At 64.2% G+C, this 23,900-nt stretch carries 28 protein-coding genes; 9 read left to right on the top strand and 19 right to left on the bottom strand.

The genetic code is table 11. The annotated features are described in order from the left end of the window. Window positions 1-15: 15 nt before the first annotated feature. The 4 genes from AABF56_RS15100 to AABF56_RS15085 all read right to left on the bottom strand — a co-directional run bounded on the left by AABF56_RS15100 (window position 16) and on the right by AABF56_RS15085 (window position 5,558). The gene (locus AABF56_RS15100) at window positions 16-3,333 is read right to left on the bottom strand and encodes a transglutaminase family protein (protein WP_272806554.1); all 3,318 of its coding nucleotides are present in this window, start codon (window positions 3,331-3,333) and stop codon (window positions 16-18) included. Window positions 3,334-3,462: 129 nt separating this feature from the next. Beyond that, a complete protein-coding gene (locus AABF56_RS15095; RefSeq protein ID WP_272806553.1) occupies window positions 3,463-4,236 on the bottom strand; it encodes a VOC family protein in 774 nt (257 codons plus the stop codon). Window positions 4,237-4,280: 44 nt separating this feature from the next. Further along, window positions 4,281-5,015 carry a DUF899 domain-containing protein gene (locus tag AABF56_RS15090; protein ID WP_272806552.1) on the bottom strand — a complete coding sequence of 245 codons (735 nt, stop codon included), beginning with the start codon at window positions 5,013-5,015 and terminating at the stop codon, window positions 4,281-4,283. A gap of 81 nt (window positions 5,016-5,096) precedes the next feature. Continuing rightward, complete coding sequence (locus AABF56_RS15085; RefSeq protein ID WP_244768262.1) at window positions 5,097-5,558, bottom strand: MarR family winged helix-turn-helix transcriptional regulator; 462 nt, start codon at window positions 5,556-5,558, stop codon at window positions 5,097-5,099. Window positions 5,559-5,644: 86 nt separating this feature from the next. Here AABF56_RS15085 and AABF56_RS15080 point away from each other — a divergent pair, with 86 nt between their 5' ends. Then, a complete protein-coding gene (locus tag AABF56_RS15080) occupies window positions 5,645-6,049 on the top strand; it encodes a GFA family protein (protein ID WP_272806551.1) in 405 nt (134 codons plus the stop codon). A gap of 43 nt (window positions 6,050-6,092) precedes the next feature. Here the strand turns inward: AABF56_RS15080 and ilvD are convergent, their stop codons facing one another. Further along, window positions 6,093-7,928, bottom strand: a complete 1,836-nt coding sequence (ilvD, locus tag AABF56_RS15075) for a dihydroxy-acid dehydratase (RefSeq protein ID WP_272806550.1) — start codon at window positions 7,926-7,928, stop codon at window positions 6,093-6,095. Window positions 7,929-8,131: 203 nt separating this feature from the next. On the opposite strand from ilvD, the gene AABF56_RS15070 reads away from it, so the two are divergent. Both AABF56_RS15070 and AABF56_RS15065 read left to right on the top strand, forming a co-directional pair. Continuing rightward, window positions 8,132-9,169 (top strand): GntR family transcriptional regulator, encoded by a 1,038-nt coding sequence (locus AABF56_RS15070; protein WP_272806549.1) that lies wholly within the window; start codon window positions 8,132-8,134, stop codon window positions 9,167-9,169. Window positions 9,170-9,179: 10 nt separating this feature from the next. Continuing rightward, entirely contained in the window at window positions 9,180-9,530 is a 351-nt protein-coding gene (locus tag AABF56_RS15065) for a VOC family protein (protein WP_272806548.1), read from the top strand. Window positions 9,531-9,533: 3 nt separating this feature from the next. Here AABF56_RS15065 and AABF56_RS15060 read toward each other — a convergent pair whose 3' ends face one another. Next, window positions 9,534-11,063 (bottom strand): UxaA family hydrolase, encoded by a 1,530-nt coding sequence (locus AABF56_RS15060; RefSeq protein WP_272806547.1) that lies wholly within the window; start codon window positions 11,061-11,063, stop codon window positions 9,534-9,536. 143 nt (window positions 11,064-11,206) lie between these two features. On the opposite strand from AABF56_RS15060, the gene AABF56_RS15055 reads away from it, so the two are divergent. The 3 genes from AABF56_RS15055 (at window position 11,207) to AABF56_RS15045 (ending at window position 13,441) form a co-directional block, all read left to right on the top strand. Further along, entirely contained in the window at window positions 11,207-11,974 is a 768-nt protein-coding gene (locus AABF56_RS15055; protein ID WP_272806546.1) for a FadR/GntR family transcriptional regulator, read from the top strand. Between the two features lie 61 nt (window positions 11,975-12,035). After that, window positions 12,036-13,184 (top strand): galactonate dehydratase, encoded by a 1,149-nt coding sequence (dgoD, locus tag AABF56_RS15050; RefSeq protein WP_244766543.1) that lies wholly within the window; start codon window positions 12,036-12,038, stop codon window positions 13,182-13,184. Window positions 13,185-13,306: 122 nt separating this feature from the next. Then, the gene (locus AABF56_RS15045) at window positions 13,307-13,441 is read left to right on the top strand and encodes a hypothetical protein (protein WP_272806545.1); all 135 of its coding nucleotides are present in this window, start codon (window positions 13,307-13,309) and stop codon (window positions 13,439-13,441) included. 62 nt (window positions 13,442-13,503) lie between these two features. Here AABF56_RS15045 and AABF56_RS15040 read toward each other — a convergent pair whose 3' ends face one another. From AABF56_RS15040 to AABF56_RS14980, 13 genes are all read right to left on the bottom strand, one after another. Beyond that, window positions 13,504-14,535 (bottom strand): sensor histidine kinase, encoded by a 1,032-nt coding sequence (locus AABF56_RS15040; protein WP_272806544.1) that lies wholly within the window; start codon window positions 14,533-14,535, stop codon window positions 13,504-13,506. Between the two features lie 259 nt (window positions 14,536-14,794). Next, window positions 14,795-16,279 (bottom strand): nucleobase:cation symporter-2 family protein, encoded by a 1,485-nt coding sequence (locus tag AABF56_RS15035; RefSeq protein ID WP_244768271.1) that lies wholly within the window; start codon window positions 16,277-16,279, stop codon window positions 14,795-14,797. Window positions 16,280-16,794: 515 nt separating this feature from the next. Then, the gene (locus AABF56_RS15030) at window positions 16,795-17,886 is read right to left on the bottom strand and encodes a tyrosine-type recombinase/integrase (RefSeq protein ID WP_272806543.1); all 1,092 of its coding nucleotides are present in this window, start codon (window positions 17,884-17,886) and stop codon (window positions 16,795-16,797) included. 10 nt (window positions 17,887-17,896) lie between these two features. Next, on the bottom strand, window positions 17,897-18,088 hold the full coding sequence (locus AABF56_RS15025) for a hypothetical protein (RefSeq protein ID WP_272806542.1): 192 nt from the start codon (window positions 18,086-18,088) through the stop codon (window positions 17,897-17,899). A gap of 3 nt (window positions 18,089-18,091) precedes the next feature. Continuing rightward, window positions 18,092-18,394 (bottom strand): hypothetical protein, encoded by a 303-nt coding sequence (locus tag AABF56_RS15020; protein ID WP_272806541.1) that lies wholly within the window; start codon window positions 18,392-18,394, stop codon window positions 18,092-18,094. Window positions 18,395-18,426: 32 nt separating this feature from the next. Next, complete coding sequence (locus tag AABF56_RS15015) at window positions 18,427-18,588, bottom strand: hypothetical protein (RefSeq protein ID WP_272806540.1); 162 nt, start codon at window positions 18,586-18,588, stop codon at window positions 18,427-18,429. Further along, on the bottom strand, window positions 18,588-19,166 hold the full coding sequence (locus tag AABF56_RS15010) for a hypothetical protein (RefSeq protein WP_272806539.1): 579 nt from the start codon (window positions 19,164-19,166) through the stop codon (window positions 18,588-18,590). Before AABF56_RS15010 ends, AABF56_RS15015 begins: the two co-directional genes overlap by 1 nt. Further along, a complete protein-coding gene (locus AABF56_RS15005; protein ID WP_272806538.1) occupies window positions 19,163-19,465 on the bottom strand; it encodes a hypothetical protein in 303 nt (100 codons plus the stop codon). The genes AABF56_RS15010 and AABF56_RS15005 overlap by 4 nt, the downstream gene beginning before the upstream one ends. After that, complete coding sequence (locus AABF56_RS15000; RefSeq protein ID WP_272806537.1) at window positions 19,465-19,908, bottom strand: hypothetical protein; 444 nt, start codon at window positions 19,906-19,908, stop codon at window positions 19,465-19,467. Before AABF56_RS15000 ends, AABF56_RS15005 begins: the two co-directional genes overlap by 1 nt. 94 nt (window positions 19,909-20,002) lie before the next feature. Continuing rightward, window positions 20,003-20,371: a hypothetical protein gene (locus AABF56_RS14995; protein WP_272806536.1), complete on the bottom strand. Its 369-nt coding sequence runs from the start codon at window positions 20,369-20,371 to the stop codon at window positions 20,003-20,005. A 55-nt stretch (window positions 20,372-20,426) separates the two neighbouring features. After that, window positions 20,427-21,206 carry a hypothetical protein gene (locus AABF56_RS14990; protein ID WP_272806535.1) on the bottom strand — a complete coding sequence of 260 codons (780 nt, stop codon included), beginning with the start codon at window positions 21,204-21,206 and terminating at the stop codon, window positions 20,427-20,429. Next, a complete protein-coding gene (locus AABF56_RS14985) occupies window positions 21,203-21,679 on the bottom strand; it encodes a helix-turn-helix domain-containing protein (protein WP_272806534.1) in 477 nt (158 codons plus the stop codon). The genes AABF56_RS14990 and AABF56_RS14985 overlap by 4 nt, the downstream gene beginning before the upstream one ends. Window positions 21,680-21,757: 78 nt before the next feature. Then, window positions 21,758-22,336: an XRE family transcriptional regulator gene (locus AABF56_RS14980; RefSeq protein ID WP_272806533.1), complete on the bottom strand. Its 579-nt coding sequence runs from the start codon at window positions 22,334-22,336 to the stop codon at window positions 21,758-21,760. 96 nt (window positions 22,337-22,432) lie between these two features. On the opposite strand from AABF56_RS14980, the gene AABF56_RS37775 reads away from it, so the two are divergent. Genes AABF56_RS37775 through AABF56_RS14970 form a run of 3 tightly spaced genes read left to right on the top strand, consistent with a single transcriptional unit; the run spans window position 22,433 to window position 23,855 of the window. After that, window positions 22,433-22,651 carry a helix-turn-helix domain-containing protein gene (locus AABF56_RS37775; protein ID WP_353851169.1) on the top strand — a complete coding sequence of 73 codons (219 nt, stop codon included), beginning with the start codon at window positions 22,433-22,435 and terminating at the stop codon, window positions 22,649-22,651. Continuing rightward, window positions 22,648-22,836 carry a hypothetical protein gene (locus tag AABF56_RS14975; RefSeq protein ID WP_272806532.1) on the top strand — a complete coding sequence of 63 codons (189 nt, stop codon included), beginning with the start codon at window positions 22,648-22,650 and terminating at the stop codon, window positions 22,834-22,836. The genes AABF56_RS37775 and AABF56_RS14975 overlap by 4 nt, the downstream gene beginning before the upstream one ends. Continuing rightward, window positions 22,836-23,855, top strand: a complete 1,020-nt coding sequence (locus AABF56_RS14970) for a bifunctional DNA primase/polymerase (RefSeq protein ID WP_272806531.1) — start codon at window positions 22,836-22,838, stop codon at window positions 23,853-23,855. The genes AABF56_RS14975 and AABF56_RS14970 overlap by 1 nt, the downstream gene beginning before the upstream one ends. The last annotated feature ends 45 nt before the right edge of the window (window positions 23,856-23,900 follow it).

Here is a 23,900-nt window from a genome sequence, read left to right as displayed (position 1 = left end):
CACTCCTAACGGAGGTCAGATGCCGGGCGGCCGGCGCAGATCCAGCGTCAGCGGGAAATCCGCCGACGGTGTTTCCGGCCACAGCGTATAGCCGCCCGTCCTGTGCCCCCAGGGCTCGAACCGCGCCAGCCGGCGCGCCTCGGCCTCGTTGCCGTTGACCGGGAACGTGTCATAGTTGCGTCCACCCGGATGGGCAACGTGGTAAATGCATCCCCCGATCGCCCGCCGCGACCATGTATCATAAATGTCGAAAGTAAGCGGTGTGTTGACGGGCAGCACCGGATGCAGGCCCGAGGCCGGCTGCCAGGCCTTGTAGCGCACGCCCGCGACGGAAACGCCCTTCGTGCCGGTCTGCTTCAGCGGCAAGGGCCGGCCGTTGCAGGCAACGGTGTAGCGCTCCGGATTGGTGGTCTCCAGCTTCACCTGCAGCCGTTCGACGGACGAATCGACATAGCGCACGGTGCCGCCGATCGCGCCCTGTTCGCCCATGACATGCCAGGGTTCCAGCGCCTGGCGCACCTCAAGGCTCGCGCCTTCGTACTCGACCTCGCCGCAGAAGGGGAAGCGGAATTCGAGCTGGGCGGAAAACCATTCGGGCCTAAGGTCGAAGCCATTCGCCTTGAGGTCGGCGATGACGTCGAGAAAATCCTGCCAGACGTAATGCGGCAGCATGAAGCGGTCGTGCAGCGTGGTGCCCCAGCGCACGAAGCTCCCCTTGGCCGGGTTCAGCCAGAACCGGGCGATGAGCGCGCGGATCAGCAATTGCTGGGCAAGGCTCATGCGGGCGTTCGGCGGCATTTCGAAGCCGCGGAATTCGACGAGGCCGAGCCGGCCGGTCGGCCCGTCCGGCGAGAACAGCTTGTCGATGCAGATCTCCGAGCGATGCGTGTTGCCCGTGACGTCGGTCAGGAGGTTGCGGAACAACCGGTCGACGAGCCAGGGCAGCGGGGGAACGCCCTCGCCGGGCGCGGGCACCTGCGCGAGCGCGATCTCCAGCTCATAGAGCGAATCGTGCCGGGCCTCGTCGATGCGCGGGGCCTGGCTGGTCGGGCCGATGAAGAGGCCCGAGAACAGGTAGGAGAGCGAAGGATGGCGCTGCCAGTGCAGCACGAGGCTCTTCAGGAGGTCCGGGCGGCGCAGGAACGGGCTGTCGTTCGGGTTCCTACCGCCGACGACCACATGGTTGCCGCCGCCGGTGCCGGTGTGGCGGCCGTCGATCATGAACTTGTCGGCGCCGAGGCGGGACTGGCGCGCCTCCTCGTAGACGGCGCTGGTGATGTCGACGCAGTCCTGCCAGCCCGAGGCGGGATGGATGTTGACCTCGATGACGCCGGGATCGGGCGCGACGCGGATGACGTTGAGGCGCTCGTCCTGCGGCGGGGCGTAGCCTTCGATATGGACGGGCAGGCCGAGCCGGTCGGCCGCCCGCTCGGCGGCGGTCACGAGATCGAGATAGTCCTCGAGCCGCTCGACGGGCGGCATGAAGATCGAGAGCCGGCCGTCGCGCGCCTCGACGCTCATCGCCGTGCGCACCGCGCCGACGATTTCGCTGCGGACCTGCTCGATGCGGACCTGCCCGGCCTCGCTTGCCTGGAACGAGGCCGCGGCCATCGTGCGGCCGGGTTCGGAATAATCCGGCAGCGGCGGCTTGTCCTCGGAAGGGTCGGCCGGGTTGATGTAGGGGTAGCTGGAGGGCGAAAGATAGGGCAGGGCGCCGAGCGGCAGGCGGTAGCCGACAGGGCTGTCGCCGGGCACGAGAAAGATCTTGCCGCGGCGCGTGCGCCATCTTTCGCTGACCCAGCGCCGGTCGCCCGCGCGGGCATTCCACGCCTGGACCGGCAGGATATGGCCGGTCGGCGTGGTGAGGCCGCGTTCGAAGACGCGGGCGATGCGGCTGCGCTCTTCCGGATCTTCGAGCTTCGAGTTCGACGGATCGACATTTTCGGGAAGATTGCCTTCCTTGATGATCCATTCGGCGGGGTCTTCATAGGCCGGCTGCACCATGTCCGGCTCGATGCCGAGCTCCTCGGCGATGCCGGTGAGCACGGCCTTGGCATCGGCCTCCCCGACATCCGCATCACTGCCTTCTTCGGCGATCAGATCCGGATTCTGCCAGATCGGCCGACCGTCACGGCGCCAGTAGAGCGAGAAGGTCCAGCGCGGCAGGCTCTCGCCGGGATACCATTTGCCCTGGCCGTAATGCAGGAAGCCGCCGGGGGCGAAGCGCTGCCGCAGGCGACGGATCAGCTGGTCGGCCTTCTCCCGTTTGGTCGGGCCGACGGCGGCGGTGTTCCATTCGTCGGATTCGAAATCGTCGATGGAGACGAAGGTCGGCTCGCCGCCCATGGTGAGGCGGACGTCGTTTGCGGCGAGGACCGAATCCACCTCGTGGCCGAGCGCGTTCAGCGCCTCCCAGCTCTCGTCGGAAAAGGGTTTGGTGATGCGCGGATGCTCGGCGACGCGATCCACCGTCATGGCGAAGTCGAACTCGGTGTTCGCCACGCCGAAATAGCCGCCGGAAATGGGGGCGGCGTTGCGGTAGTGCGGGGTCGCGGCGAGGGGGATGTGGCTTTCGCCGGTCAAAAGGCCCGAGGTCGGGTCGAGGCCGATCCAGCCGGCGCCGGGAATATAGACCTCGCACCAGGCATGCAGGTCCGTGAAATCGACCTCGGTGCCGGAGGGGCCGTCGAGCGCCTTCAGGTCCGGGGTCAGCTGGATGAGATAGCCGGAGACGAAGCGGGCGGCAAAGCCGAGATTGCGCAGGATCTGCACGAGCAGCCAGCTCGAATCGCGGCAGGAGCCCCTTGCGGTCGTCAGCGTTTCCTCCGGCGTCTGCACGCCCGGCTCCATGCGGATGACGTAGCCCACCTGCTGCTGGAGACGCGCATTGAGGCCGACGGCCATGTCCACCGTGCGTTGGCGCGAGCGGTCGACGCCCGCCATGAAGGCCTCCAGCGCAGGCCCCATCGGCTCGGGCGTTCGGTAGATCTTCAGGTCTTCGCGTAGGTCCTCCGGATAGTCGAAGGGCCAGTGTTCCGCCTCCTCCTCCACGAAGAAGTCGAACGGATTGTAGACCGTCATGTCGGCGACGAGATCGACCTCGATCTTCAGTTCCGTGACCGGATCGGGGAAGACGTAGCGGGCGAGGTAGTTGCCGTAGGGATCCTGCTGGAGGTTCACGAAGTGGTTTTCCGGCGAGACCTTCAGCGAATGGCTGATGACCTTGGTCTTGGAATGTGCCGCCGGCTTCAGCCGGATGATCTGGGGTCCGAGACGGACCGGGTTGTCATATTTGTAATGGGTGAGGTGGTAGATACCGGCCTTGATCGACATGCGCTCTCTTGTTCCCCTCGGTGACGGTCTTCTGCCGCCATCGACGGGAGTTTGTGCAATGCGAAGAGAGATTGCAAGCGGGAATGGCGCGGGGTGCGCGCGGACCTGCGCACCCCGGCCTTGCGTCGATCAACGCGCCATGGCGACCAGCGAGAAAAAGGCGCCCTGAGGGTCGACGCAATTGAGGATCCAGGCGCCGCCGGGCACCTCCATCGGGCCCATGACGATCTGGCCGCCGCCGTCCGTCACGCGCTTTCCGGCGGCATCGAGGCCTTCGACGACGAAGTAATAGCCCCAGAAGGGCATGGGCGAGCCAGGAGGATTGGTCATCATGCCGCCGATCGCGTCGCCGCCGCGCACGGCGAATGTCTGGTAGGTGCCCAGGCCGGCGTCTGACATGTCGACGGCCGTATCCTTCGTCCAGCCGAAGGTTCTGGCATAAAAGTCCCACGCGCTGTCGAGATCGCCGGCCATCAGCTCGTTCCAGCCGATGTGGCCGGGTGTCATCATCGCGGGCCGGTCGGGGCCTTCATCCTCGGTGGAGAAGAGCGAGAAGACGGCGCCGTGCGGATCGCTCGCGACGGCAAAGCGGCCGATGCCGGGGATGTCCTGCGGCTGGCGACAGATTTTTCCGCCATTGGCCTCGATGTCCCGCAGCGTCTCCTCGATCCGGTCGGTGAAGATGTAGCCCATCCACATCGGCGGCATGCCTTCCGCTTCCGCCGGCAGCGTCATCAGGCCGGCCACCTGGCTTTCGCCGGCATAGGCGAGGATGTAGTCCATGCCCTCCATGCCGGAATCGCGCATCGACCAGCCGACGACCGACGCGTAGAACCGTTCGGCGGCCGGAACATCCGGCGTCATCAGCTCGTACCAGCAGAACGTGCCATAGTCCTTGTGCATGCGGTGGTCCCTTCTTTCGGTTGGCCTTCTCTCGGTCGGCGGGTTCAGTCGCAGCAGGATGATGTCTTCTGCGCCCCTGCATATTCGTCCTTGCGCTTGACGAAGCTGAGCGTGCCGGTCTCGTTGCGGCCCTTCGGTGCACGGTCGAGGATCATGAGCGTGCCGAGCGCCTCCTCGCCGCCGCGGGCATAGTCGGAATAGGTGTGGTAGACGGTGCCGTCCCCGTCCTTGAAGAAGGCGCTGAGGCCGGGAAGCTCGTCATGCGCATCGGCCGCGTCCGTCTCGCGGTAATTGTAGATGACCTTGCCGCTCGCCAGCTCCTCCTTCGTGAAGGAGACATGATAGTCGAAATTGAAATCGCTGCCATAGGCGGACACCCAGGGGAATTTCCAGCCCATGCGCTTCCTGTAGGCCTCAAGCTTTTCCAGTGGAGCGCGGGAGACGGCGATCATCGTGACGTCGTGGTTGTTGAGATGCGGCAGCATGCCATCGACATGGTCCGCCATGAAGGAGCAGCCGGGGCATCCGGCATCCCAGTCGGGACCATACATGAAGTGGTAGACGATGAGCTGGCTGCGGCCATCGAACAGGTCGGCCAACGTCTTCTCGCCATCGGGCGTGTCGAAGGTATAGGTCTTGTCGACCTTGACCCAGGGCAGGGCGAGGCGTTCGGCGCGCACCTTGTCGCGCAGCTTCGTCTCCTCCTTTTCAAGCGCCAGCAGCGCTTTGCGGGCAGTCAGCCATTCCTTTCGGGATACGACCTCGTGGTTCGGTCTCATGCTCGGAACTCCTCTTTCGCGGGCTTTCGACAAATGAGTTGGTATCAACATTTCTTGCCCATGTCAAAGCGCGCGCCGCCTTCACCGCTCCGGGATGGACTGTTTCTCGACGGCCTGTAACGCGGCGATGACGGTTTCGGTTGCCTGGAGCAGTCCCTTTTCGCCGAGCGCCTCGCCAAGTGCATCCGCCCACACCGCCTGGCGTGCCCGGATGGCGGCAAGCACCGCCTTGCCGCCATCCGTCAGAACCATCAGCTTGGCGCGCTGGTGGGCAGGGTTTTCGGCATAGACGATCAGACCGTCCCTTTCGAGGAGATCGGCGACGCGTTGCACGCCCTGCCGTGTCATGCCAAGCGCCCGTCCGGCATCGGCGACGGACATCGGCGCATGGTCGGCGGCGGCAAGCACCTGCCAGCGGGCGCTCGTCTGGCCGGCCGGTTTGGCCAGCGCATCGCCAGCGGTTTGCAAATGCCCGGCAAGGCGCAGGACCGAGATGGCGAAGGCGGCGAAGGCGTTGCCGGCGGGGGTGCGGTCGGAGCTCATATTGACAACATGCTGTCATTCTGCAAAAAGTGACTTTGACAGCATATTGTCATTTAGACGCCATTGGCGCAAGCGAGGAGAGCATCATGTTGAGGACCTACAAGGGAAGCTGCCACTGCGGAAAGATCCGCTACGAGGCCGATATCGATCTCTCCGCCGGCACGGGGCGCTGCAATTGCTCGATCTGCTCGAAGAAGCGCTATTGGGGCGCGCAGATCAAGCCGGACGCCTTCCGCCTGCAATGCGACGAGGCGGATCTTGGCGACTACCAGTTCGGCACGATGAGCGGGCACCACCGCTTCTGCAAGACCTGTGGCGTCTCGCCCTTCGGGCATGGCTATATCGAGGCGATCGGCGGGGCCTATGTCTCGATAAACGTCGCCTGCCTGGACGACATCGAGCAGGGCGAACTGGCGGAACTGCCGGTCCAGTATTTTGACGGGCGGAACAACGCCTGGTGGAACACGCCGGCCGAGACGCGCCACCTTTGAGAATCGGCCGGGCGCCGGATACGTCCAGCGCCCGGCGAACTTCTTACTCCGGCAGGATACGCACGGCGCCCTTGTCGGCACTGGCGGCGAAGGCGGCATAGGCCTTCAGCGCCGTCGTGACGTTGCGCCTGCGCGGGGCGGCCGGCTTCCAGCCGAGCTTGTCCTGCTCGGCGCGGCGCGCTGCGAGCTCCGCTTCCGGAACGGCAAGGTTGATCGTGCGGTTGGGGATGTCGATCTCGATGAGGTCGCCCTGACGCACGAGGCCGATCGCGCCGCCCTGCGCCGCTTCGGGCGAGGCATGGCCGATGGAAAGGCCGGACGTGCCGCCGGAAAAGCGCCCGTCGGTGATCAGTGCGCAGGCCTTGCCGAGGCCCTTCGACTTCAGGTAGCTCGTCGGATAGAGCATTTCCTGCATGCCCGGGCCGCCCTTCGGGCCTTCATAGCGGATGACGACCACGTCGCCGGCCTTCACCTCGCCGCCGAGAATGCCCTTCACCGCCGCATCCTGGCTTTCGAAAACGACGGCGGGGCCGGAGAACTTCAGGATCGATTCATCGACGCCGGCCGTCTTCACGATGCAGCCGTCGAGCGCGATGTTGCCCGAGAGCACGGCAAGGCCGCCATCCTTCGAGAACGGATGCTCGACGGAGCGGATGACGCCCTTCTCACCGTCGGTGTCCAGCTCGTCCCAGCGTGCTTCCTGGCTGAAGGCGACCTGGGTCGGGATGCCGCCGGGCGCGGCACGGAAGAAGGTGCGCACGGTCTCGCTGCTGGTGCGGGTGATGTCCCAGCGGTCGATCGCGTCGCCCAGCGTTTCGGCATGCACGGTCGGCGTGTCGCGGTGGATGAGGCCGCCGCGGTCGAGCTCGCCGAGGATGCGCATGATGCCGCCGGCGCGGTGCACGTCCTCCATGTGCACGTCGGCCTTGGCCGGCGCGACCTTGGAGAGGCAGGGCACCCGGCGCGACAGTTCGTCGATGTCGTCGAGATCGAAATCGATGCCGCCCTCATAGGCGGCCGCAAGGATATGCAGCACCGTGTTGGTCGAGCCGCCCATGGCGATGTCGAGCGACATGGCGTTCTCGAAGGCCTTCTTGTTGGCGACCGAGCGCGGCAGGATGCTGTCGTCTTCCTGCTCGTAGTAGCGGCGGGCGAGATCGACGATGAGGTGGCCGGCCTCGACGAAGAGGCGCCTGCGGTCGGCATGGGTCGCGAGCGTGGAGCCGTTGCCCGGCAGCGACAGGCCGAGGGCTTCGGTCAGACAGTTCATCGAATTGGCGGTGAACATGCCGGAGCAGGAGCCGCAGGTCGGGCAGGCGGAGCGCTCGATGACCTTGACGTCCTCGTCGGAGATCTTGTCGTCGGCGGCGGCGACCATGGCGTCGACGAGGTCGAGCGCATGGGTCTTGCCGTGCAGCACGACCTTGCCGGCTTCCATCGGGCCACCGGAAACGAAGACGGCGGGGATGTTGAGGCGCATGGCGGCGTTCAGCATGCCGGGCGTGATCTTGTCGCAGTTCGAGATGCAGACCATGGCGTCGGCGCAGTGCGCATTGACCATGTACTCGACCGAGTCGGCGATGATCTCGCGGCTCGGCAGCGAATAGAGCATGCCGTCATGGCCCATGGCGATGCCGTCGTCGACGGCGATCGTGTTGAATTCCTTGGCGACGCCGCCGGCCTTCTCGATCTCGCGGGCGACGAGCTGGCCGAGGTCCTTCAGGTGCACATGGCCGGGCACGAACTGGGTGAAGGAGTTCACCACCGCGATGATCGGCTTGCCGAAGTCCGTGTCCTTCATGCCGGTCGCGCGCCAGAGGCCGCGGGCACCGGCCATGTTTCGGCCGTGGGTGGTGGTTCGGGAGCGATATGCGGGCATGGTCAATTCCTCGAGTGGACGCGGCTGACATATGGGCTTTTTCGGGCCGCATTGCGAGCCTCAGCAGGGTTCCCTAGCGCAAAACACCCCGCGCGTCACGAAAGGAATGGAGATTTTTTGCCGATGCGACGCAATTTCCTTGCCGCGGTCCGCGGCGGACATGACCGTTGTCGGCACGGTGCATTCATGCGAAGGTCCGCGCCATGATCGGCACAGGCCAGGCTTTGGCGGAAACGGGCGCGGAAAGCGCCGAAGGGGCGCTCGACAAGAGCCCGCTCTATCTGCGCATCCGCGAGGTGCTGGCGGAGGCGATCGCCTCCGGACGGCTGCCGAAAGGCGCCCTGCTCCTGGAGGGGCCGGTCGCAACCCTCTTCTCCTCCACCCGCACGCCGGTCCGTCAGGCTTTCGCGCTGCTCGAGACGGCGGGGCAGATCCGGCGTTTCGACGGGCGCGGTTTCCTGGTGGGGCAGGGGCGCGGCGGGCCGAAGCGGGTGGTGCTGACGGCCGAGATGCTCGGCCTCGATGAGGAGGCGCCGGCTCTGCGCAAGGCGCCGGCCTGGGAGGCGATCTACGAGAGCCTGGAGCGGGAGATGGTGCATCTCTCCGTCTTCGGCCGCCACCGGATCAACGAGGTGGAACTGGCGCGTGCGCGCGGCGTCGGCCGGCAGGTGGCGCGCGATGCGCTGACGCGCCTGGAAGCGCTCGGCATCGTGGAAAAGGACGAGCGCATGCGCTGGACGCTGGTGCCGCTCGACGAACAGCGCATGCGCGACCTGCACGATATCCGCGTCGCGCTGGAGCCACTGGCGCTGAGCCAAGCCGCGCCCTTCATCCCGCCGGCCGAGCGCCATGCCATGACGCTACGGCTGGAAGAGGCGCTGGCCGCCTATCCGGATCTCTCCGTCGAGGCGATGGACGGCCTTGAAACCGACCTGCACATCACCTGCCTCGGCTACTGCCCGAACCGCGAACTGCTGATCGCGCTGCGCCGCGCCCGCTTCATGCTGAATGTCAGCAAGCACATTATCGGCGTTTCGCACCGCATGCCCGCCGACGAGCCCTTCATTGCCGAGCACCTGGCGGTGTTCCGCGCGCTCGACGTGGACGACCGGGGGCGCGCGGCCGAAACCCTTCGTCATCACATCACGGTTTCGCTGCCCAAGGTGATCGGCCGCGTCGCGGAGCTGCGCGTAGCGCACCGGCCGGACATGCCGGCCTATGCGACGCCCGTCGCCCGCTGAGGAGGAAACGATGAAGGTCAGGCGCATCGTCGCGAATATCGAGACGGCCAATCCGGCGGCCGTTGCCCGTTTCTATCGCGAGGTGCTCGGGCTGGAGCTGCTGATGGATCACGGCTGGATCGCCACCTACGGCACGGATGGCACCATGCCCTTGCAGGTGAGTTTCGCCTCGGAAGGTGGCGGGGGAACACCGGTGCCGGGCCTGTCGATCGAGGTGGATGATGTGGAGGCAGTCCACGCCGCCGTGGTGAGGGGCGGCTATCGTGTCGAATACGGACCGGTGGACGAGCCCTGGGGCGTACGGCGCTTCTTCGTGCGCGATCCCGCGGGGACGCTCGTCAATATCCTCATGCATGTCTGACGCTCAGGTGATGGCGCCAACCTGCCAGGGTACGAACTCGTTGTCGCCGTAGTCGAAGGCCTCGCTCGCCGTCTTCCGGCCGGAGGCGGTTTCGATGACGAAGTCGAAGATGCGCCGGCCGGCCTCCTCGATCGTCTCGGTGCCGTCGACGATCGTGCCGCAGTTGATGTCCATGTCCTCCTTGATATGCTCGTACATCGGCGTGTTGGTGGCGATCTTGATGCAGGGCGCCGGCTTGTAGCCGGAGACCGAGCCGCGGCCGGTGGTGAAGGCGACAAGGTTGCAGCCGCCGGCGATCTGGCCGGTCACGGCGGCCGGGTCGTAGCCGGGCGTATCCATGAAGACGAAGCCGGGCTCCGTCACCTCTTCGGCATATTCATAGACCGCGTTGAGCGGCATGGAGCCGCCCTTGGCGACCGCGCCGAGCGATTTTTCCAGGATCGTCGTGAGCCCCCCGGCCTTGTTGCCGTGCGAGGGGTTGTTGTTGAGTTCGGCATCGTTCCTCGCGGTATAGTCCCGCCACCAGTCAATGCGGGCGAGCAGCTTTTCCGCGACCTCCGGCCGGGCGGCACGACGGGTGAGGAGATGTTCGGCGCCGTAGATTTCCGGCGTTTCGGACAGCACCGTCGTTGCGCCTTCCTTCACCAGAAGGTCCGAGGCGATGCCGAGGGCGGGGTTGGCGGAAATGCCGGAATAGCCGTCCGAGCCGCCGCATTCCAGCGCCAGCTTGATGCCCGACAGCGGTTGCGGCGTGCGGCGGATGCGGCCGACATCCGGCAGCATGTCGTCGATCATCGCGCAGGCCGCCTCGATGGTCTTGCGCGTGCCGCCGTGGTTCTGGATCATCATGGTGCGGAAGGTCTTTCCTTCCTCCAGCCCGGCCTCCTCGACGAGCGGGCCGTACTGAAAGGTCTCGCAGCCGAGGCCGATCATCAGGATGCCGCCGAAATTCGGGTTGCGGGCATAGCCCTTGAAGGTGCGGGTGAGGATGCGCCCGCCCTCGGATTTCAGGTTCAGCGCGCAGCCGCCGCCATAGGTCAGCGCCACCACGCCGTCGATATTCTCGTGGCCGGTCTCGCGGAACCTGCGGGCATAATGCTCCGCGACATAGCGCGAGACCGTGGCGGAACAGTTCACGGTGGAGAGAATGCCGATATAGTTGCGGGTGCCGATGCGGCCGTTGCCGCGGTCGTAGCCCTCGAAGGTGCGGCGCTCGGCCTCCGGCACCATCTCCGGAGGGGCGTTGTCGACGCAGAATTCGTGTTTCAGCGCCACGTCGAGAATGGCGAGGTTCTGCAGGTGGACATGCTCGCCGGGGCGGATCGCCCGCGTCGCATAGCCGATGATCTGGCCGTATTTCCGCACCGGCTCGTTTTCCGCGATGGGCGCGATCGCCACCTTGTGCCCGCGCGGAATGCGCTCTTCGGCGGCGATGCCGTTCACCAGCAGGCGACCGGCATCGACATTGGCGGGAACAACCCCGACATTGTCTTTCGCGTTGAGGACGAGCACGGGGGGGAGATCGGCGAGCATGGCGGCTCCTTCGTTGGGACCGGCGCATTATGCACTTTGTCTGCAAAAGTCAATATTGTGAATTGGCCTGCGCCTCGTGAAGGGTGGTCATGGCTCTCGCCATCAATTTGTCGTATGATTGATCAGTAATTGTATGATCATTTATGCGAAGCAAGGGAGGAAGCGTGGCGGACAAGGCAACAAGGCAGGCGCATCGGCCGTTGTCGCGCCGACCACGGGTGCGTCACAATGTGACCGCGGCGATCGGCGGCGACATCTGCAGCGGGCGTTTCCCGCCCGGTGCGGTGCTGCCGCGCGAAAGCGATCTGTGCGCTGCCTACGGCGTCAGCCGCACGGTCATCCGCGAATCGCTGAAGGTGCTGGAGACCAAGGGGCTCGTGCGCGGCCGGCCGCGGGTCGGCACACTCGTCTGCGATCGTTCGGAATGGAACGTGCTCGATGCGCAGATCCTCGAATGGATGGGGCCGGACGTGCTGTCGGCCGACCTTCTCGGCTCCATCCTCGAAGCGCGCCGCACCGTCGAGCCCGCCGCCGCCTTCCTTGCCGCCGCGCGCGCGACGGCGCAGGAGATCGCCGATCTCGAACGCGCCTGCGACGACATGGGCGATGCCGAGGGCGACCTCGAGGCCTTCACCGCCGCCGACACGCGCTTCCACGAGACCTTGCTGAAGGCCAGCCACAACCAGGTCTTCCATCAGCTTTCCTCGATCATCCATGCAGCCCTTTCCTATGCGCTGCACGCCTCCAACCAGGCGGCGGACAAGCGTGATGAAGCGCTCGGCGTACACCGGGATCTGGTCGATGCGCTGCGCCTGCGGGATGGCGCGCGGGCGGAAGCCTGCTCGCGCCGCATCCTCGATCTCGCCGCGCGCGATCTTTCCGGCCTGATGGGTCGCACCGGCGCGCCATGACGAACGACGCGGGCGCAAGATCCCGTGGCTTGAAGACGAACTGACGAGGGATGGAGACTCCATGAAGATCACGAAGCTCACGACCTATATTGTTCCGCCACGTTGGCTGTTCCTGAAGGTTGAGACGGACGAGGGCATCGTCGGCTGGGGCGAGCCGGTGGTGGAGGGCCGCGCGCTGACGGTGGAGGCGGCCGTGCACGAGCTTGCGGACTATCTCATCGGCAAGGATCCGCTTTTGATCGAGGATCATTGGCAGGTTATGTACCGCGCCGGCTTCTATCGCGGCGGCGCCGTGCACATGTCGGCGCTCGCCGGCATCGACCAGGCGCTCTGGGACATCAAGGGCAAGGCCTATGGCCAGCCCGTCCATGCCCTGCTCGGCGGCCAGGTGCGCGACAGGATCAAGGTCTATTCCTGGATCGGCGGCGACCGGCCCTCGGACGTCGCCAACAATGCCCGCGAAGTCGTTTCCCGCGGCTTCAAGGCGATCAAGCTCAACGGCTGCGAGGAGATGCAGATCGTCGACAGCTGGGACAAGGTGGAGAAGGCGGTGGAGACCGTCGCCGTCATCCGCGAGGCGATCGGCCCGCATGTCGGCATCGGCGTCGACTTCCACGGCCGCGTGCACCGGCCGATGGCCAAGGTCCTGGCGAAGGAATTGCAGCCCTACAACCTGATGTTCATCGAGGAGCCGGTGCTGTCGGAGAACCGCGAGGCGCTGAAGGAGATCGCCAACCATTGCGCGACGCCGATCGCGCTCGGCGAGCGGCTCTATTCGCGCTGGGACTTCAAGTCGGTGCTGTCGGACGGTTATGTCGACATTCTCCAGCCGGACCTTTCGCATGCGGGCGGCATCACGGAATGCCGCAAGATCGCGGCGATGGCGGAGGCCTATGACGTGGCGCTGGCGCCGCATTGCCCGCTGGGTCCGATCGCGCTTGCGGCCTGCCTGCAGGTGGACGCGGTGTCGCACAATGCCTTCATCCAGGAGCAGAGCCTCGGCATCCACTACAACACGGGCAACGACATCCTCGACTACATCTCCAACAAGGCGGTGTTCCACTATGCCGACGGCTTCGTGTCGATCCCGCAGGGGCCGGGCCTCGGGGTGGAGGTGGACGAGCAATATGTCATCGAGCGGGCGAAGGAGGGCCACCGCTGGCGCAACCCCGTCTGGCGCCATGAAGACGGCAGCGTGGCAGAGTGGTGAGCCCGCCGCATCGTCGATCCGGAGAGCTGGGCCATCCGCCGGGCTTTTTCCTTTCCTGGCCGTGGTGGACGCAGGCCCTCGTCATGCCTATGTCATACGGGCACACCGCAAAGGAGAGATTCATGCGCCCCATCACCGGTTTCGTCGTCGCCGCGCTCGCGGTCCTGTCGCTGGCAGGATGCAGCACGACTGCGGCGAACAACACGACCTACGCCCGCCCGCCGGCCTCGAGCGGCCTGCAGATTCCGCTGAACTGACACGCGTGCGCAGTTCCGGCCCGGTGCGGGAACTGCGCCTTTCTCATGTAGACCGAGCCGCTTCAGGCCTGCCGAAGCGGAAACTCGATCGCGGCGCGGTAACGCCCTTCGGCCGTCGGGCCTGAGGAGAGACGCCATCGATTGGCAAAACGCGCCTGCAGCCGGTCGGTGATGTTGCGCAGGCCGACGCCCATGCCCGGCGGCTTGCGGGCCATGCCGCCGCCTTCCGGCAGGTCGTTTTCGACGGTGAGGACCATGCGATCCCCCTCCCGGCGCGCTTCCAGCACAATGGTTACCGGTTTACGCGATGCCGCGACGCCGTGCTTGACGGCGTTCTCGATCAACGGCTGCAGGATGAGATTGGGAACCAGCGCGGTGGCGAGTTCATCGGGCAGGCGGATGTCGAACCGCAAGCGATCGGCGAAGCGCTCGCGTTCGATCTCGAGATAGTCGCGCTGAAGGGCGATCTCCTCGGCCAGCGGCACGTCATGCAGCGGGTCGAGCGAGAGCGTCGTCTGCAGGAAGCGCGACAGGGACAGGACCATGCGGTCCGCCCGACCCGCCGATCCCTCCTCGATGAGGCCCGCGACGGAATTCAGCGTGTTGAAGAGGAAATGCGGATTGAGCTCGTAGCGCAGCGCCCGCATCTCCGCATCCAGCTTGCGCCGCTCGGCATTGAGAAGCGAGAGCGCGGCGGCATAGAAGCCGAAGGTCGCGACGTTCCACAGCAGGCTCATGCGGAACTGCAGGATGGCTTCGTCGAACGTCGCGGCGATCGCAAAGCCGGGCATGCCGAGGCCGCCGGGCAGCAGGTGCGGCCCGAGGGCCACGACGGCCGTGACGTCGAAGGCCGCCTGGCCGACGGCAACCACCAGAACGGCCAGAACGCCGAGCCCGAGCGCCCTTTCCCGCGGCAGGCCGTGCAGCCGCTGGAGGATCTGCGCCAGCAGCAGCGCCAGCAGGACGCTGCTCAGCCAGCCGGGTGCAAGGATCAGGGCGCCGCCCGAGAGCAGCAGGAAATCGTTGATGAAGAGCGCCGTCCAGAGTGTGACGGCCAGGACGAGCGCTTCGCGCCCATGGATGATGCCGGCCATGCCTGCTCCCGAAACCGCTGCCTTTCGGGAACGCGTATTCGCCCCCTTCTTGCTATGCCCCGTAAGCGGCCCCGGGAAAATGTCCTTGTGATGTTGTTCACGAAAAAACCCGGCTTGCACATGGCAAGCCGGGTTTTCCTTCGATGCATGGCTTCTAAAGCGCGCCGCGATCTTTCAGATCCGTGCCTCACGCTTTAGGTCGTTGATTTTCCGCATGTCGTTGGCGCAAAGCCGCTGCACACTTTTGCACGACGTGCTTTTAGTGGCTGTCGGCCATGCGGGCGGCCTCGACGGCATCGGACTGCTCGAAGCGCACGCCGTTGAAGAAGGCGTTCAGCAGGACGGCGACGATGGAGGCGAGCACGATGCCCGATTCGATGATGGGATGGATCGCATGCGGCATCCACATCAGGTAGTTCGGGGCGAGCAGCGGGATCAGGCCGAAGCCGATGGAGACGGCAACCACGAAGAGGTTGTTGCGCGAGGACTTGAAGTCCACCGTCGTGAGGATGCGCACGCCCGTCGCGGCCACCATGCCGAACATCACGAGGCCGGCGCCGCCGAGGATGAAGGTCGGCACGGCCTCGACGAGGGCGCCCATCTTCGGGATCAGTCCGAGGACGATCATGATGATGCCGCCCGCGACGCAGACATAGCGGCTCTTCACGCCCGTGACGCCGACGAGGCCGACATTCTGCGAGAAGCTCGTATAGGGGAAGGTGTTGAACAGGCCGCCGATCATCGTGCCGATGCCGTCGACGCGCAGGCCCGCCGTCAGGTTCTGCTGGGAGACCGGCCGGCCGGTGATTTCCCCGAGCGCCAGGAACATGCCGGTCGATTCGATCATGACGACGATCATGACGAGCGTCATGGTGGCGATCAGCACGGGATCGAAGATCGGCATGCCGAAGCGCAGCGGCGTGACGACTGCGAACCACCCGGCATCGGCCACGCGGTCGAAATGCATCATGCCGAGGATCGACGCGGCGACGCAGCCGATGACGACGCCGCTGAGGACGGCGATGTTGCTGATGAGGCCGCGGCCGAAGCGGGCGATGGCGAGGATCGAGACGAGCACCAGCGCCGACAGCGCGATATGGCTCGGCTCGGCATAGATCGGGTTGGAAACGGTCGGCGCGATGGCAAAGCCGCTCGGAACCGCCGGGCCGCCGCTTTCCGCCAGCGTCTTCATCTGGGCGAGCCATTCGGCATGGGCCGGGTCGATCAGCTTGGGCGCGGTCGGGCCGAAGGGATTGCCGAAGGTCCAGTTGATGCCGACGCGCATCAGCGACACGCCGATGACGAGGATGATGGTGCCCGTCACCACGGGCGGAAAGAAGCGCAGCAACCGGCCCATCAGGGGCGCGATCAGGAGAGCGATGAAGCCGGCGCCGATAATGGCGCCGAAGATCATGCGCGCGCCCTCCGTTCCCGGCGTCATGGTGGCCATGGAGACCATCGGCCCGACGGAGGCGAAGGTGACGCCCATCATGACGGGCAGGCGGATGCCGACATGCCGGCCGAAGCCGAGCGACTGGATGATGGTGACGAGGCCGCAGACGAAGAGGTCGGCGGAAATCAGGAACGCGACATCCTGCGGGCTGAGCTGCAGCGCGCGTCCGACGATGAGCGGCACGGCGACGGCGCCGCCATACATGACGAGTACGTGTTGGATGCCCAGCGTTGCGAGCCTGCCCGCAGGCAGTTTCTCGTCCACCGGGTGTATGCTGGATGCGTCGCTCATGGATACTCCTCCCATCCCATCGACCTTCCGAATTCCCGTCCTCCAACGGGGTGCGCCATCTTTGGTAGAGCGACAGACGGTCGCAAGCATAGCCCGGCGATAAACACTTTACGGTTTTCTGGGGTAATCCTGCGAGGAAGCTGGTCCGCCGCGTGCCTGGGGCTTGCCGGATTCAGCTGGAATTTCATCGGTTTGGCACCGATCCGGCGCCCGATATGCGACGTGAGCCAGCCTTCATTTGACCGCAAGTCACCCGCTGCCGTCAACTGTTTCCTGCGCGGCATATGTGTATTTCCACGCCGCCACCGGAAGAGCGGGAAACAGGCCTGGAGAGAGGCGCCGTGCTGGAAAGCAGGAAGCCGCGCGCGCGAAGCGAGGCAGCGCCGCGGCGGGCCACCGGAGACCTGATCCGGCGGTCCCCGACCTTGCCGGCAGGCCGGAAAAGCAAAAGGCCTTCCGGTTTCCCGAAAGGCCTTTGGAATTCGAATGGTGGGCGTGACAGGCATCTAAGCAGCTCAATTCGCCTTTGTTTTTACTGTCTTTTTCGATTTAATTCCCTCACCGGAAATAAGGTGAGGGATTTCTATGTTCCCGATCTGGTCCGCGACGATGCGGCTGGCCTCGATGCCGAGCCGCTTCCTGTCGACCCCCTTGGTGTAGATTTCGGCCGTCGAGAGCTTCGTCCAGCCGTATTGCGCCAATAGCTGATGGCTTCCCGCGCCGCCCTCCGCCGCAAGCGTTGCACTGAGCTTGCGCAGTCCGTGCGCGGACTTGCTGACCCCCGCGTCGGTGCACTTCTCCTTGAACCAGTTCCCGAAGCTTTCCTTGGTGAAGGCTTTTCCCTGAGAGCTTTCGATCAGATGCAGGCCGCGCCGCGGCGTGGCGTCGATCATCTTCACCAGATCGTCTGATAGCTCGATCGATATCCGGTATCCGGTCTTCGCGGTGTCGATCGACATCACCCGGCCCTGAATGTGCTGCCGACCGATGACGGCAATATCCGACCGGCGCAGACCGGTCAGGAGCATCAGCTCCATTGCCAAACGCTCGGGCGTCCCGATCTCGTGCTTCGCGCGATACTTCCGCACATCGTCCTTGGTCCACGCCGGGAAGCCGTCGGTCTTGTAGGTCGGCAGCACGATATCGCCGGTCGGGTCGGTCGGGACGATCCGCATTCGCCTAGCCCATCCGAACATCCCCCGCATCACCTTAAGGAAGTTCGCGGCCAGCGCTGGCGTCTCGTGGCGCTTATCGACCGCTTCCTGGATGACGTCCTGCGTAAACCCGGTCAGCGCTGAGCGTGCGCTCGTTTTCAGAACCTTCACCATGATGAGGCGCTGCTGCTTCTGCGTCGCCGCGCTGTAGCCGGCCCATTTGGCGCTCTCGGTCGTGTATCGGTCCCAGAGCCACTGTAGCGTGCCCTCGTAGACCTTCGGAACGGGAAGGGGCGCGCCGCCCGTCAGCGCCGCCATATAGGCCGCCTTGAAGGTCGGATCGTTCGGGGCGGGGAGGCGGATGCGCTTTCCCTTGCCGATGCGGAAATAGAAGACCCACTTGTCATGGCGGGTCTTCTGCTTGTGAACGTGAAGGGGGAGTTTCCGGGGCATCCCGGATTCTTCACAGGACCGGGCGGGAGTAGTCAATTCCATCGCTCTTCTTCGGGGCGATGTCCGGCGCCGTCGTTCCGGCGTGCGGTATGATCGACACGACCGCATCCCCGATCTTGATATCAATGCGACAGCTGGTCTCGTTCGCGACTTCGGCGGCGCGCATCATGTCCTGTTTGCGGATGAGGGCAGGGGCTGACATGGATCAGTTCTCCCCGTTGTTCGACTTATCCACAGGGGCCTCGCCAAGCAGTGAGCGCAGGAAGATCATTAAGATTCGCTCCTGGTCAATATGGCAATTCCTGATGCTATCTTGGACGACGTCGTCGGCGAGCGCCCAACGGGCTTTTGCGCGGACGTCCTCGATCGTGCGGCAAGGGCAGCGCATGACCGCCAGTTCCGCTTCTTCCTTCCTGTCCCAGATGCCTTCTTCGTTGATGTGGCCCTCGTCCGTTATTCGAAACTCGGCGGTGGCGGCGAGGTGTGCTTCGATAAGATCGGTCAGCATTCCCCGTCCTCCAGCAATGCGTCGGCGACGGCCTACGCCTGGTTCAGTTCGTGCTCGGCTTGCTCGGCCAGAAGGTCGAGCGCCCACATGTCGCGAGGGTCCTTGAAGCCCTGCGCCGCGAGACGGAGGGCGTGGAGATAGGAACGGGCGGCACCGAAGGCATCTTCAAGACGCTGGCTAGGTGTCTGGGGCATCACACGCCCTCCGCCCGATCGAGGAAGGATTCGAGGAAGTCTATCGCCACCTCATAGGAGAGATCGCCCCGCTCTTGTCTGGCAGCCAGATAGCGCCCCTTGAGCAAGATTGCCTCGAAAGAGGTGGCGGGATGCAAGGCAATCGCGTGAATCAGTTCGATGCCGTGCGTCGAAAGCTCGTCGCCACCCTTTTCCGCAAACTCCGGGCTATCGTCATCATGCTCGTCCAGCAGCGCGCAAAACCGCGTCTCGTTGTCGATATGCTGGTTGATCAGGGCAAGCAGGTCTTCGCGCTCCCGAGCCTCTGCCAGGGCGATAGCGCACACCGCGTTGATGGTCTCGACGCTGTAGTCTGCGGCCATCGATCCAAGGCAGGTTTGCGTGGTGTGGTGCAGGAAGAAATCCTGCAGCGATTTGATGGGCTGGTCGGCAACCGCCGTTTCCAGCTTGCAGAGCGGGTCCTGGTATGGGTCCGCTTCGTCATCGTCCATCGGGCGCTGCGCGACGTAGAGCGGAAGCCACTTGGCGAACAGGTCGGCGATGACGGAGGGCTGCGGGTCGAAAAAGAAGGTTTTCATTCCGCCGCCCTCCGTTCTGCGTCGGCCTTCATCCAGCCAAGAGCGGCTTTCATCATGGCAGGGATGCGTGGAGTTTCGCCGGCCTCGTAGTCTTCGATGGCGAATTCCAGTGCCTCCATCGCCTCGCCGAGGGTTTCAGCCGGACGGTCCCACTCTTCGAGCACTTCGATCTTGTCCCAGTAATCGACGGGGATATGATCGTCTTCGCCTCGGTCCTCGGCCTCCGACTGCTTCGCGAGGTGGACGTATTTCACGGCCTTGTAGCGCAGGATCGCGGTGTTGAGCGAAATGTCAGCCATCACGCAGCCTCCACTTCCGAGACTTCAACGCTGAGATGCGCGGTGGCCGCGACAAAGGCCGGAAGGTCTTCCGCGTAATACGCCGCCCGCTGGATCAGCAGCCATGCGCGATCCTCGGCTTCCTCGGGCGTAGTCGGCTTTGCATCCTTGGCGACCTGCTCGACGAGTTCAATGCAGCCGTTGAGATGGTCGAGAAACACATCGCCGATCTCGCCGGCCGCGTTGTACAGATTTCCACTCGTGAAACGCCCTTGGTTCAAGAACGCGCAAGCCGTTTCGTCCAACGCGAAGAACAGGGCGAGGAGCGCGCGCAGTTCCTTCATCGAGAGCTTCCGCAGTTCCTCGACGGTGAGGAGATGTGTGATCTCGGGTTCGGTGGTGCCCATGATGAGCGACGAGATTGAGGGCACAGCCTCGCCCCCGGCCGGAATCGGTCCGTTCATGACTTCTCTCCATTTTCCTGTTGGGTGGTGCCGGCTAGGGCCGGTCTGTCATTTCTGAATTTGTGCCACGGCGGCGCGGTTTACTCGCGCCGGATCAGCCGGCGGCGGTGTCGGTTTCCGCGAGATCGGCGAAAAAGCGGACGACATTGGCCACGTCCTTGAGATAGCGCGCCGAATTCGTGAGATTGGCCATATGGTTGTCGACCTGCGCACGCTTCAGCATCAACTCGTCGAGCAAGCTCTTTTCGGCCGCTTCTTCCTGGTTGATCAGCCCATTCTCCAGTTCATAGGCGATGCCGGCATCGTCGATCTGGCGGCAATGCTCGACGTGGGATTTCATCCAGCGGTACTCGGCCTCAAGGACCTTCTCGATATTTTCGAGACGGATCAGCGCCGTTCGCAGAATTTCTTGCGCGCTCGAATCGGCTGCCTGCGGCATTTCAATCTTTTTCGGGACGTTCATGATGTTTTCCTCGGGGGCATGGCTTAGGGGTTGGCCTCCTCAATTTGAGGGGTGCCTATTCGTTCTTGACCAGCTTCAGGCGCCCTTGGCCCTGCCGCTCGGCGACATAGGTCTTGGCCTTGCTCAACAGGCCGTTTTCCATGCAGTGGCGGGCCTTGTCGGGGTCGAAGAGGCGAACCGCCTTCCCCCCGATATCGGCGCGTAAGCCGAATTCCATCGCCGCGCCCATCTTCTTCAGACGGTTGCCGAGCCAGAGTGTGCCGCACTTCAAAGCGGGCAGTCCGAATTGCTCCCAGATATGCCGAGCGGTGACGCCGGTGCGTTGGATGGCGTCCGGCCGCACCTTCTCGCGCAGGTCGGAGAGTTCACGGCGCATGGCATCCAGATCGGCGTGGACCGGCTCAAGCTCCTGCCGGACGACGACGCCAGCGTTGCGCTTGATCATCCCGCCGAGCATGGTGCGCGTGGCCTGATCGAATTCAACGTTGCCGGTCAAATGGCCCCGGCGCCAAGCAACGAAGACCTTGATCAGCATGTGCCGAACGGCCGGGGCCTTCTCGGCATCGGAAAGAGAGGCGACGAGCAACGCCTGCTCTTCTGAAAGCCAATATTCGATGACCTCCGACTTGCGCCCTCTACCAGACGTCACGACTTTGACGCCGCGCCGCACGGCGCCAAAGGCTTCAAGCTCAGCCATGTTTCGGTCGATCAGTTCACGAATGACTCGTGGACGTTTGAAACCAAGACGGTGCGCGAGGTCGAGATCAAGGGTGCAGGGCTCGCCATCATAAACGGACAGCTCGACGTCGGCGACGGAGAAGGACGAGACGTTCATCGCGTGCCCTCCATTGCCCGGAGCATGTCGCGGGCATTGTCGAGCGCAGCACGAGCCGCCAGCGCAACAGCCGAAACCCCGTGCCCGACGTCGCCGCCTATGCCGTCGCCGGTCTTGTCCAGCGCGGTCAGCAGGTCGAAGGCGGTTTCGATCTCGTCGCGGAGTTCGGCGAACTTGGGGAGGGTGCCCCCCGTAGGCTTGGCGGACGGAGAGGGGATATTCCGCGCCGGAATATCGGTTGTGGCGGCGTGGACATGAAGATCAATGCCGAGGATGGCCTTGAGCGCCAGCACTGACTTGGACCGCAGCACCACGCTGCGCTCGATACGATCGACTGTCTGCTGGGAGGTTCCCGCCTTTTCAGCCAGGAAAGCCTGAGACCATCCATTCGCCTCGCGCGCCGCGCGGATGATCGGCCCGTCCGTCGTCGGCGCGAGGTGGATGATGTCGGCGGCGGATTGATGTGCGTTCATGGCTACTCCATCGAGCTGATGAAGCGTTAATTATCCCTGAACGGATAGGTGGTCAAGCAGAAATTATCCGCGAACGGATTAGAACGGTGGCGTTTGCCAAATGTACGGCTTCACCCATTCAATCGGATGCACGTTTTCTACCGGAATGTCGGTGAGGTCGGAGGCGCGAGGGGACGTCAACGTCCACTTCCCCTCTGAAGAGCCGCGCAGGATCTTCCTAATGATGAAGCGACCGTCCGGCAGTTCCGCGACGACCACGCTGCCCACTCCGTCGGCAGGTTGGGTCGGATCACCAAAATATATGACGGCATGAGCTGCGAACTCGGGGAGCAGCGTATCCGATGTGACACGAACCGCAGTCAATTTTTTGTACGCAGTTGGGGGCTTTGGTGCCCACATCTGGTCAGCACGGTCAATCCAGCGAATTGTCTGCGCCTCTTCGATCACGCCGCGGACAGGCATCAGGTCGAACTTTTCCGAAAGGCCATAGACCTCATTATAGAGATCAGAAAGGCTGTCTCGGTGATCGCCTTCAGGTGCGGTTCCCTTTGTCCAGCGATTGACAGTAGACTGGCTAACCCCCAGCCGCTCAGCGACTTTTGTCTGGGTCCATCCAGGCATAGCGAGAAGTGAGATCAGTTTTTCGTTTATAGACATGGGGTTACAATATCCGTGATTGGATGGCGTTTCTATTTCCTTTCACGGATAATCGATATTGCCTAACTATCCGCGAACGGATATGGTTAGCGCGCTATGAACAACATCCGTTTTATCCGAACCCAAGTTTTCAAGATCAGCCAGGCCGAGTTCGCTCGGATCGCTGACACCGGCCAAGCGGTCGTTTCGCGATGGGAGAAGGGCGACACCTCGCCCTCTCTGGAACAACTTCGACGGATCCGTGAGGAGGCGCGTAGGCGTGCCCTTGCTTGGGACCATGATTGGCTCTTCGGTGCCGCCCCGGTGTCCGCATGAGGCCGCCCCTGAACCTCCCCGCCGCCGACGACGTCACGCGCGCCGCCATGTGGCTGGCTGACATCGCCCGTTGGCCGGAATCCCCGGCAGACCTCCTGATCCACCGCTTCGACTTGAAGGTCTGGCAGGCCCGCAAGGCCGTCGAGAAGGCCCGGAAGATGCAGTTGCTGCGGCGGGTATCCTGATGGGCGCCTTTGCGGAATGGCAACCCCGCTATGCCGAGCACGGCATTGTCACCTTCCCCGTCGTCGTCGACGAGAAACGGAAGAAACCCGCCATCCAAGGCTACCTAAAGATCGGCCTGCCGACGAGCGGCCAACTGGTGATGAAGTTTCCCGAGCACGACGCCCTCGGGCTGGCGTGCAAGCGGAACCGGATTTCCGTTCTCGACGTCGACACGACGGACGAGCGTGAACTTGCGGATGGACTCGCACGGCACGGCCAGACGCCGTTCATCGTCCGCAGTGGGTCTGGGCATTTCCAGGCTTGGTATCGCAACAGCGGTGAGAGCCGCCGAATCCGTCCCGATCCGACTCGGCCGGTCGATATTCTCGGCAACGGCTATGTCGTCGCGCCGCCGTCAATGGGCGCTCGTGGCAGATACCAGATCATTCAGGGCAACATGGACGATCTCGACCGCCTGCCGAAGATGATCAACGTCGCCCCGATCACCGGCCGCGGCGAGGATTTGTCCGCACGCAAGACGCAATCCGGTCCCGACCTCGCCGGCATGCACCAAGGCTCTGGCCGCAACAACACCTTGTTCAGCCGCGCTCTTCGCCAAGCGCACGTCGCATCAACCAAAGAGGAGCTTATCCAGATGGTTTCCCAGGCAAACCAGCAGTTTGCTCAGCCGTTGCCTGCCGACGAGGTGCTGAGCGTCTCGCATTCCGCGTGGAAGTACAAGGAGGCCGGCCGGCTCATGGTCACGGGCGGCGAGGCAACCGCCGTCATCTTCCAGAGCGATATCGACCATCTCTGGGACCAGCCGACAGCCTTGTCGCTTCTGGTGCGGCTCCGGCTCGCCAATGGGCATCGCAACGGCGAGCCTTTCCCGCTGACCAGCGGCATCGCAGCGAAGCTCAACATCAGCAAGGACACTTACCTCGCCGCTCGGAAAGTCCTTATCGACCGGTTCTTCCTTGAGATCGTCCACCCCGGGGGCAGGGGTCGTCACGACCAGCCGTTGGTGAGGCTGATGTGATGAAGGGGGGAGGAAGGCAGGAGAAGAGGTGTCTTAGTTATGTTG

Origin of the sequence: Shinella sp. WSC3-e (assembly GCF_945994535.1) — a bacterium.
Taxonomy (GTDB): domain Bacteria; phylum Pseudomonadota; class Alphaproteobacteria; order Rhizobiales; family Rhizobiaceae; genus Shinella; species Shinella yambaruensis.
This window is presented reverse-complemented; position numbering and strand designations above follow the sequence as displayed.

Bases quoted from the DNA above. Each gene is read 5' to 3' on its own strand.
- AABF56_RS15015 (WP_272806540.1), bottom strand. From the start codon at position 18,588: ATGCCCCAGACACCTAGCCAGCGTCTTGAAGATGCCTTCGGTGCCGCC.
- AABF56_RS15055 (WP_272806546.1), top strand. From the start codon at position 11,207: ATGCGAAGCAAGGGAGGAAGCGTGGCGGACAAGGCAACAAGGCAGGCG.
- AABF56_RS15085 (WP_244768262.1), bottom strand. From the start codon at position 5,558: ATGAGCTCCGACCGCACCCCCGCCGGCAACGCCTTCGCCGCCTTCGCC.
- ilvD (WP_272806550.1), bottom strand. From the start codon at position 7,928: ATGCCCGCATATCGCTCCCGAACCACCACCCACGGCCGAAACATGGCC.
- dgoD (WP_244766543.1), top strand. From the start codon at position 12,036: ATGAAGATCACGAAGCTCACGACCTATATTGTTCCGCCACGTTGGCTG.
- AABF56_RS15065 (WP_272806548.1), top strand. From the start codon at position 9,180: ATGAAGGTCAGGCGCATCGTCGCGAATATCGAGACGGCCAATCCGGCG.
- AABF56_RS15005 (WP_272806538.1), bottom strand. From the start codon at position 19,465: ATGGCTGACATTTCGCTCAACACCGCGATCCTGCGCTACAAGGCCGTG.
- AABF56_RS37775 (WP_353851169.1), top strand. From the start codon at position 22,433: ATGAACAACATCCGTTTTATCCGAACCCAAGTTTTCAAGATCAGCCAG.
- AABF56_RS14980 (WP_272806533.1), bottom strand. From the start codon at position 22,336: ATGTCTATAAACGAAAAACTGATCTCACTTCTCGCTATGCCTGGATGG.
- AABF56_RS14985 (WP_272806534.1), bottom strand. From the start codon at position 21,679: ATGAACGCACATCAATCCGCCGCCGACATCATCCACCTCGCGCCGACG.
- AABF56_RS14990 (WP_272806535.1), bottom strand. From the start codon at position 21,206: ATGAACGTCTCGTCCTTCTCCGTCGCCGACGTCGAGCTGTCCGTTTAT.
- AABF56_RS15025 (WP_272806542.1), bottom strand. From the start codon at position 18,088: ATGTCAGCCCCTGCCCTCATCCGCAAACAGGACATGATGCGCGCCGCC.
- AABF56_RS15020 (WP_272806541.1), bottom strand. From the start codon at position 18,394: ATGCTGACCGATCTTATCGAAGCACACCTCGCCGCCACCGCCGAGTTT.
- AABF56_RS15010 (WP_272806539.1), bottom strand. From the start codon at position 19,166: ATGAAAACCTTCTTTTTCGACCCGCAGCCCTCCGTCATCGCCGACCTG.
- AABF56_RS14970 (WP_272806531.1), top strand. From the start codon at position 22,836: ATGGGCGCCTTTGCGGAATGGCAACCCCGCTATGCCGAGCACGGCATT.
- AABF56_RS15090 (WP_272806552.1), bottom strand. From the start codon at position 5,015: ATGAGACCGAACCACGAGGTCGTATCCCGAAAGGAATGGCTGACTGCC.
- AABF56_RS15030 (WP_272806543.1), bottom strand. From the start codon at position 17,886: ATGCCCCGGAAACTCCCCCTTCACGTTCACAAGCAGAAGACCCGCCAT.
- AABF56_RS15035 (WP_244768271.1), bottom strand. From the start codon at position 16,279: ATGAGCGACGCATCCAGCATACACCCGGTGGACGAGAAACTGCCTGCG.
- AABF56_RS15045 (WP_272806545.1), top strand. From the start codon at position 13,307: ATGCGCCCCATCACCGGTTTCGTCGTCGCCGCGCTCGCGGTCCTGTCG.
- AABF56_RS14975 (WP_272806532.1), top strand. From the start codon at position 22,648: ATGAGGCCGCCCCTGAACCTCCCCGCCGCCGACGACGTCACGCGCGCC.
- AABF56_RS15100 (WP_272806554.1), bottom strand. From the start codon at position 3,333: ATGTCGATCAAGGCCGGTATCTACCACCTCACCCATTACAAATATGAC.
- AABF56_RS15000 (WP_272806537.1), bottom strand. From the start codon at position 19,908: ATGAACGGACCGATTCCGGCCGGGGGCGAGGCTGTGCCCTCAATCTCG.
- AABF56_RS15060 (WP_272806547.1), bottom strand. From the start codon at position 11,063: ATGCTCGCCGATCTCCCCCCCGTGCTCGTCCTCAACGCGAAAGACAAT.
- AABF56_RS15040 (WP_272806544.1), bottom strand. From the start codon at position 14,535: ATGGCCGGCATCATCCATGGGCGCGAAGCGCTCGTCCTGGCCGTCACA.
- AABF56_RS15070 (WP_272806549.1), top strand. From the start codon at position 8,132: ATGATCGGCACAGGCCAGGCTTTGGCGGAAACGGGCGCGGAAAGCGCC.
- AABF56_RS15095 (WP_272806553.1), bottom strand. From the start codon at position 4,236: ATGCACAAGGACTATGGCACGTTCTGCTGGTACGAGCTGATGACGCCG.
- AABF56_RS15080 (WP_272806551.1), top strand. From the start codon at position 5,645: ATGTTGAGGACCTACAAGGGAAGCTGCCACTGCGGAAAGATCCGCTAC.
- AABF56_RS14995 (WP_272806536.1), bottom strand. From the start codon at position 20,371: ATGAACGTCCCGAAAAAGATTGAAATGCCGCAGGCAGCCGATTCGAGC.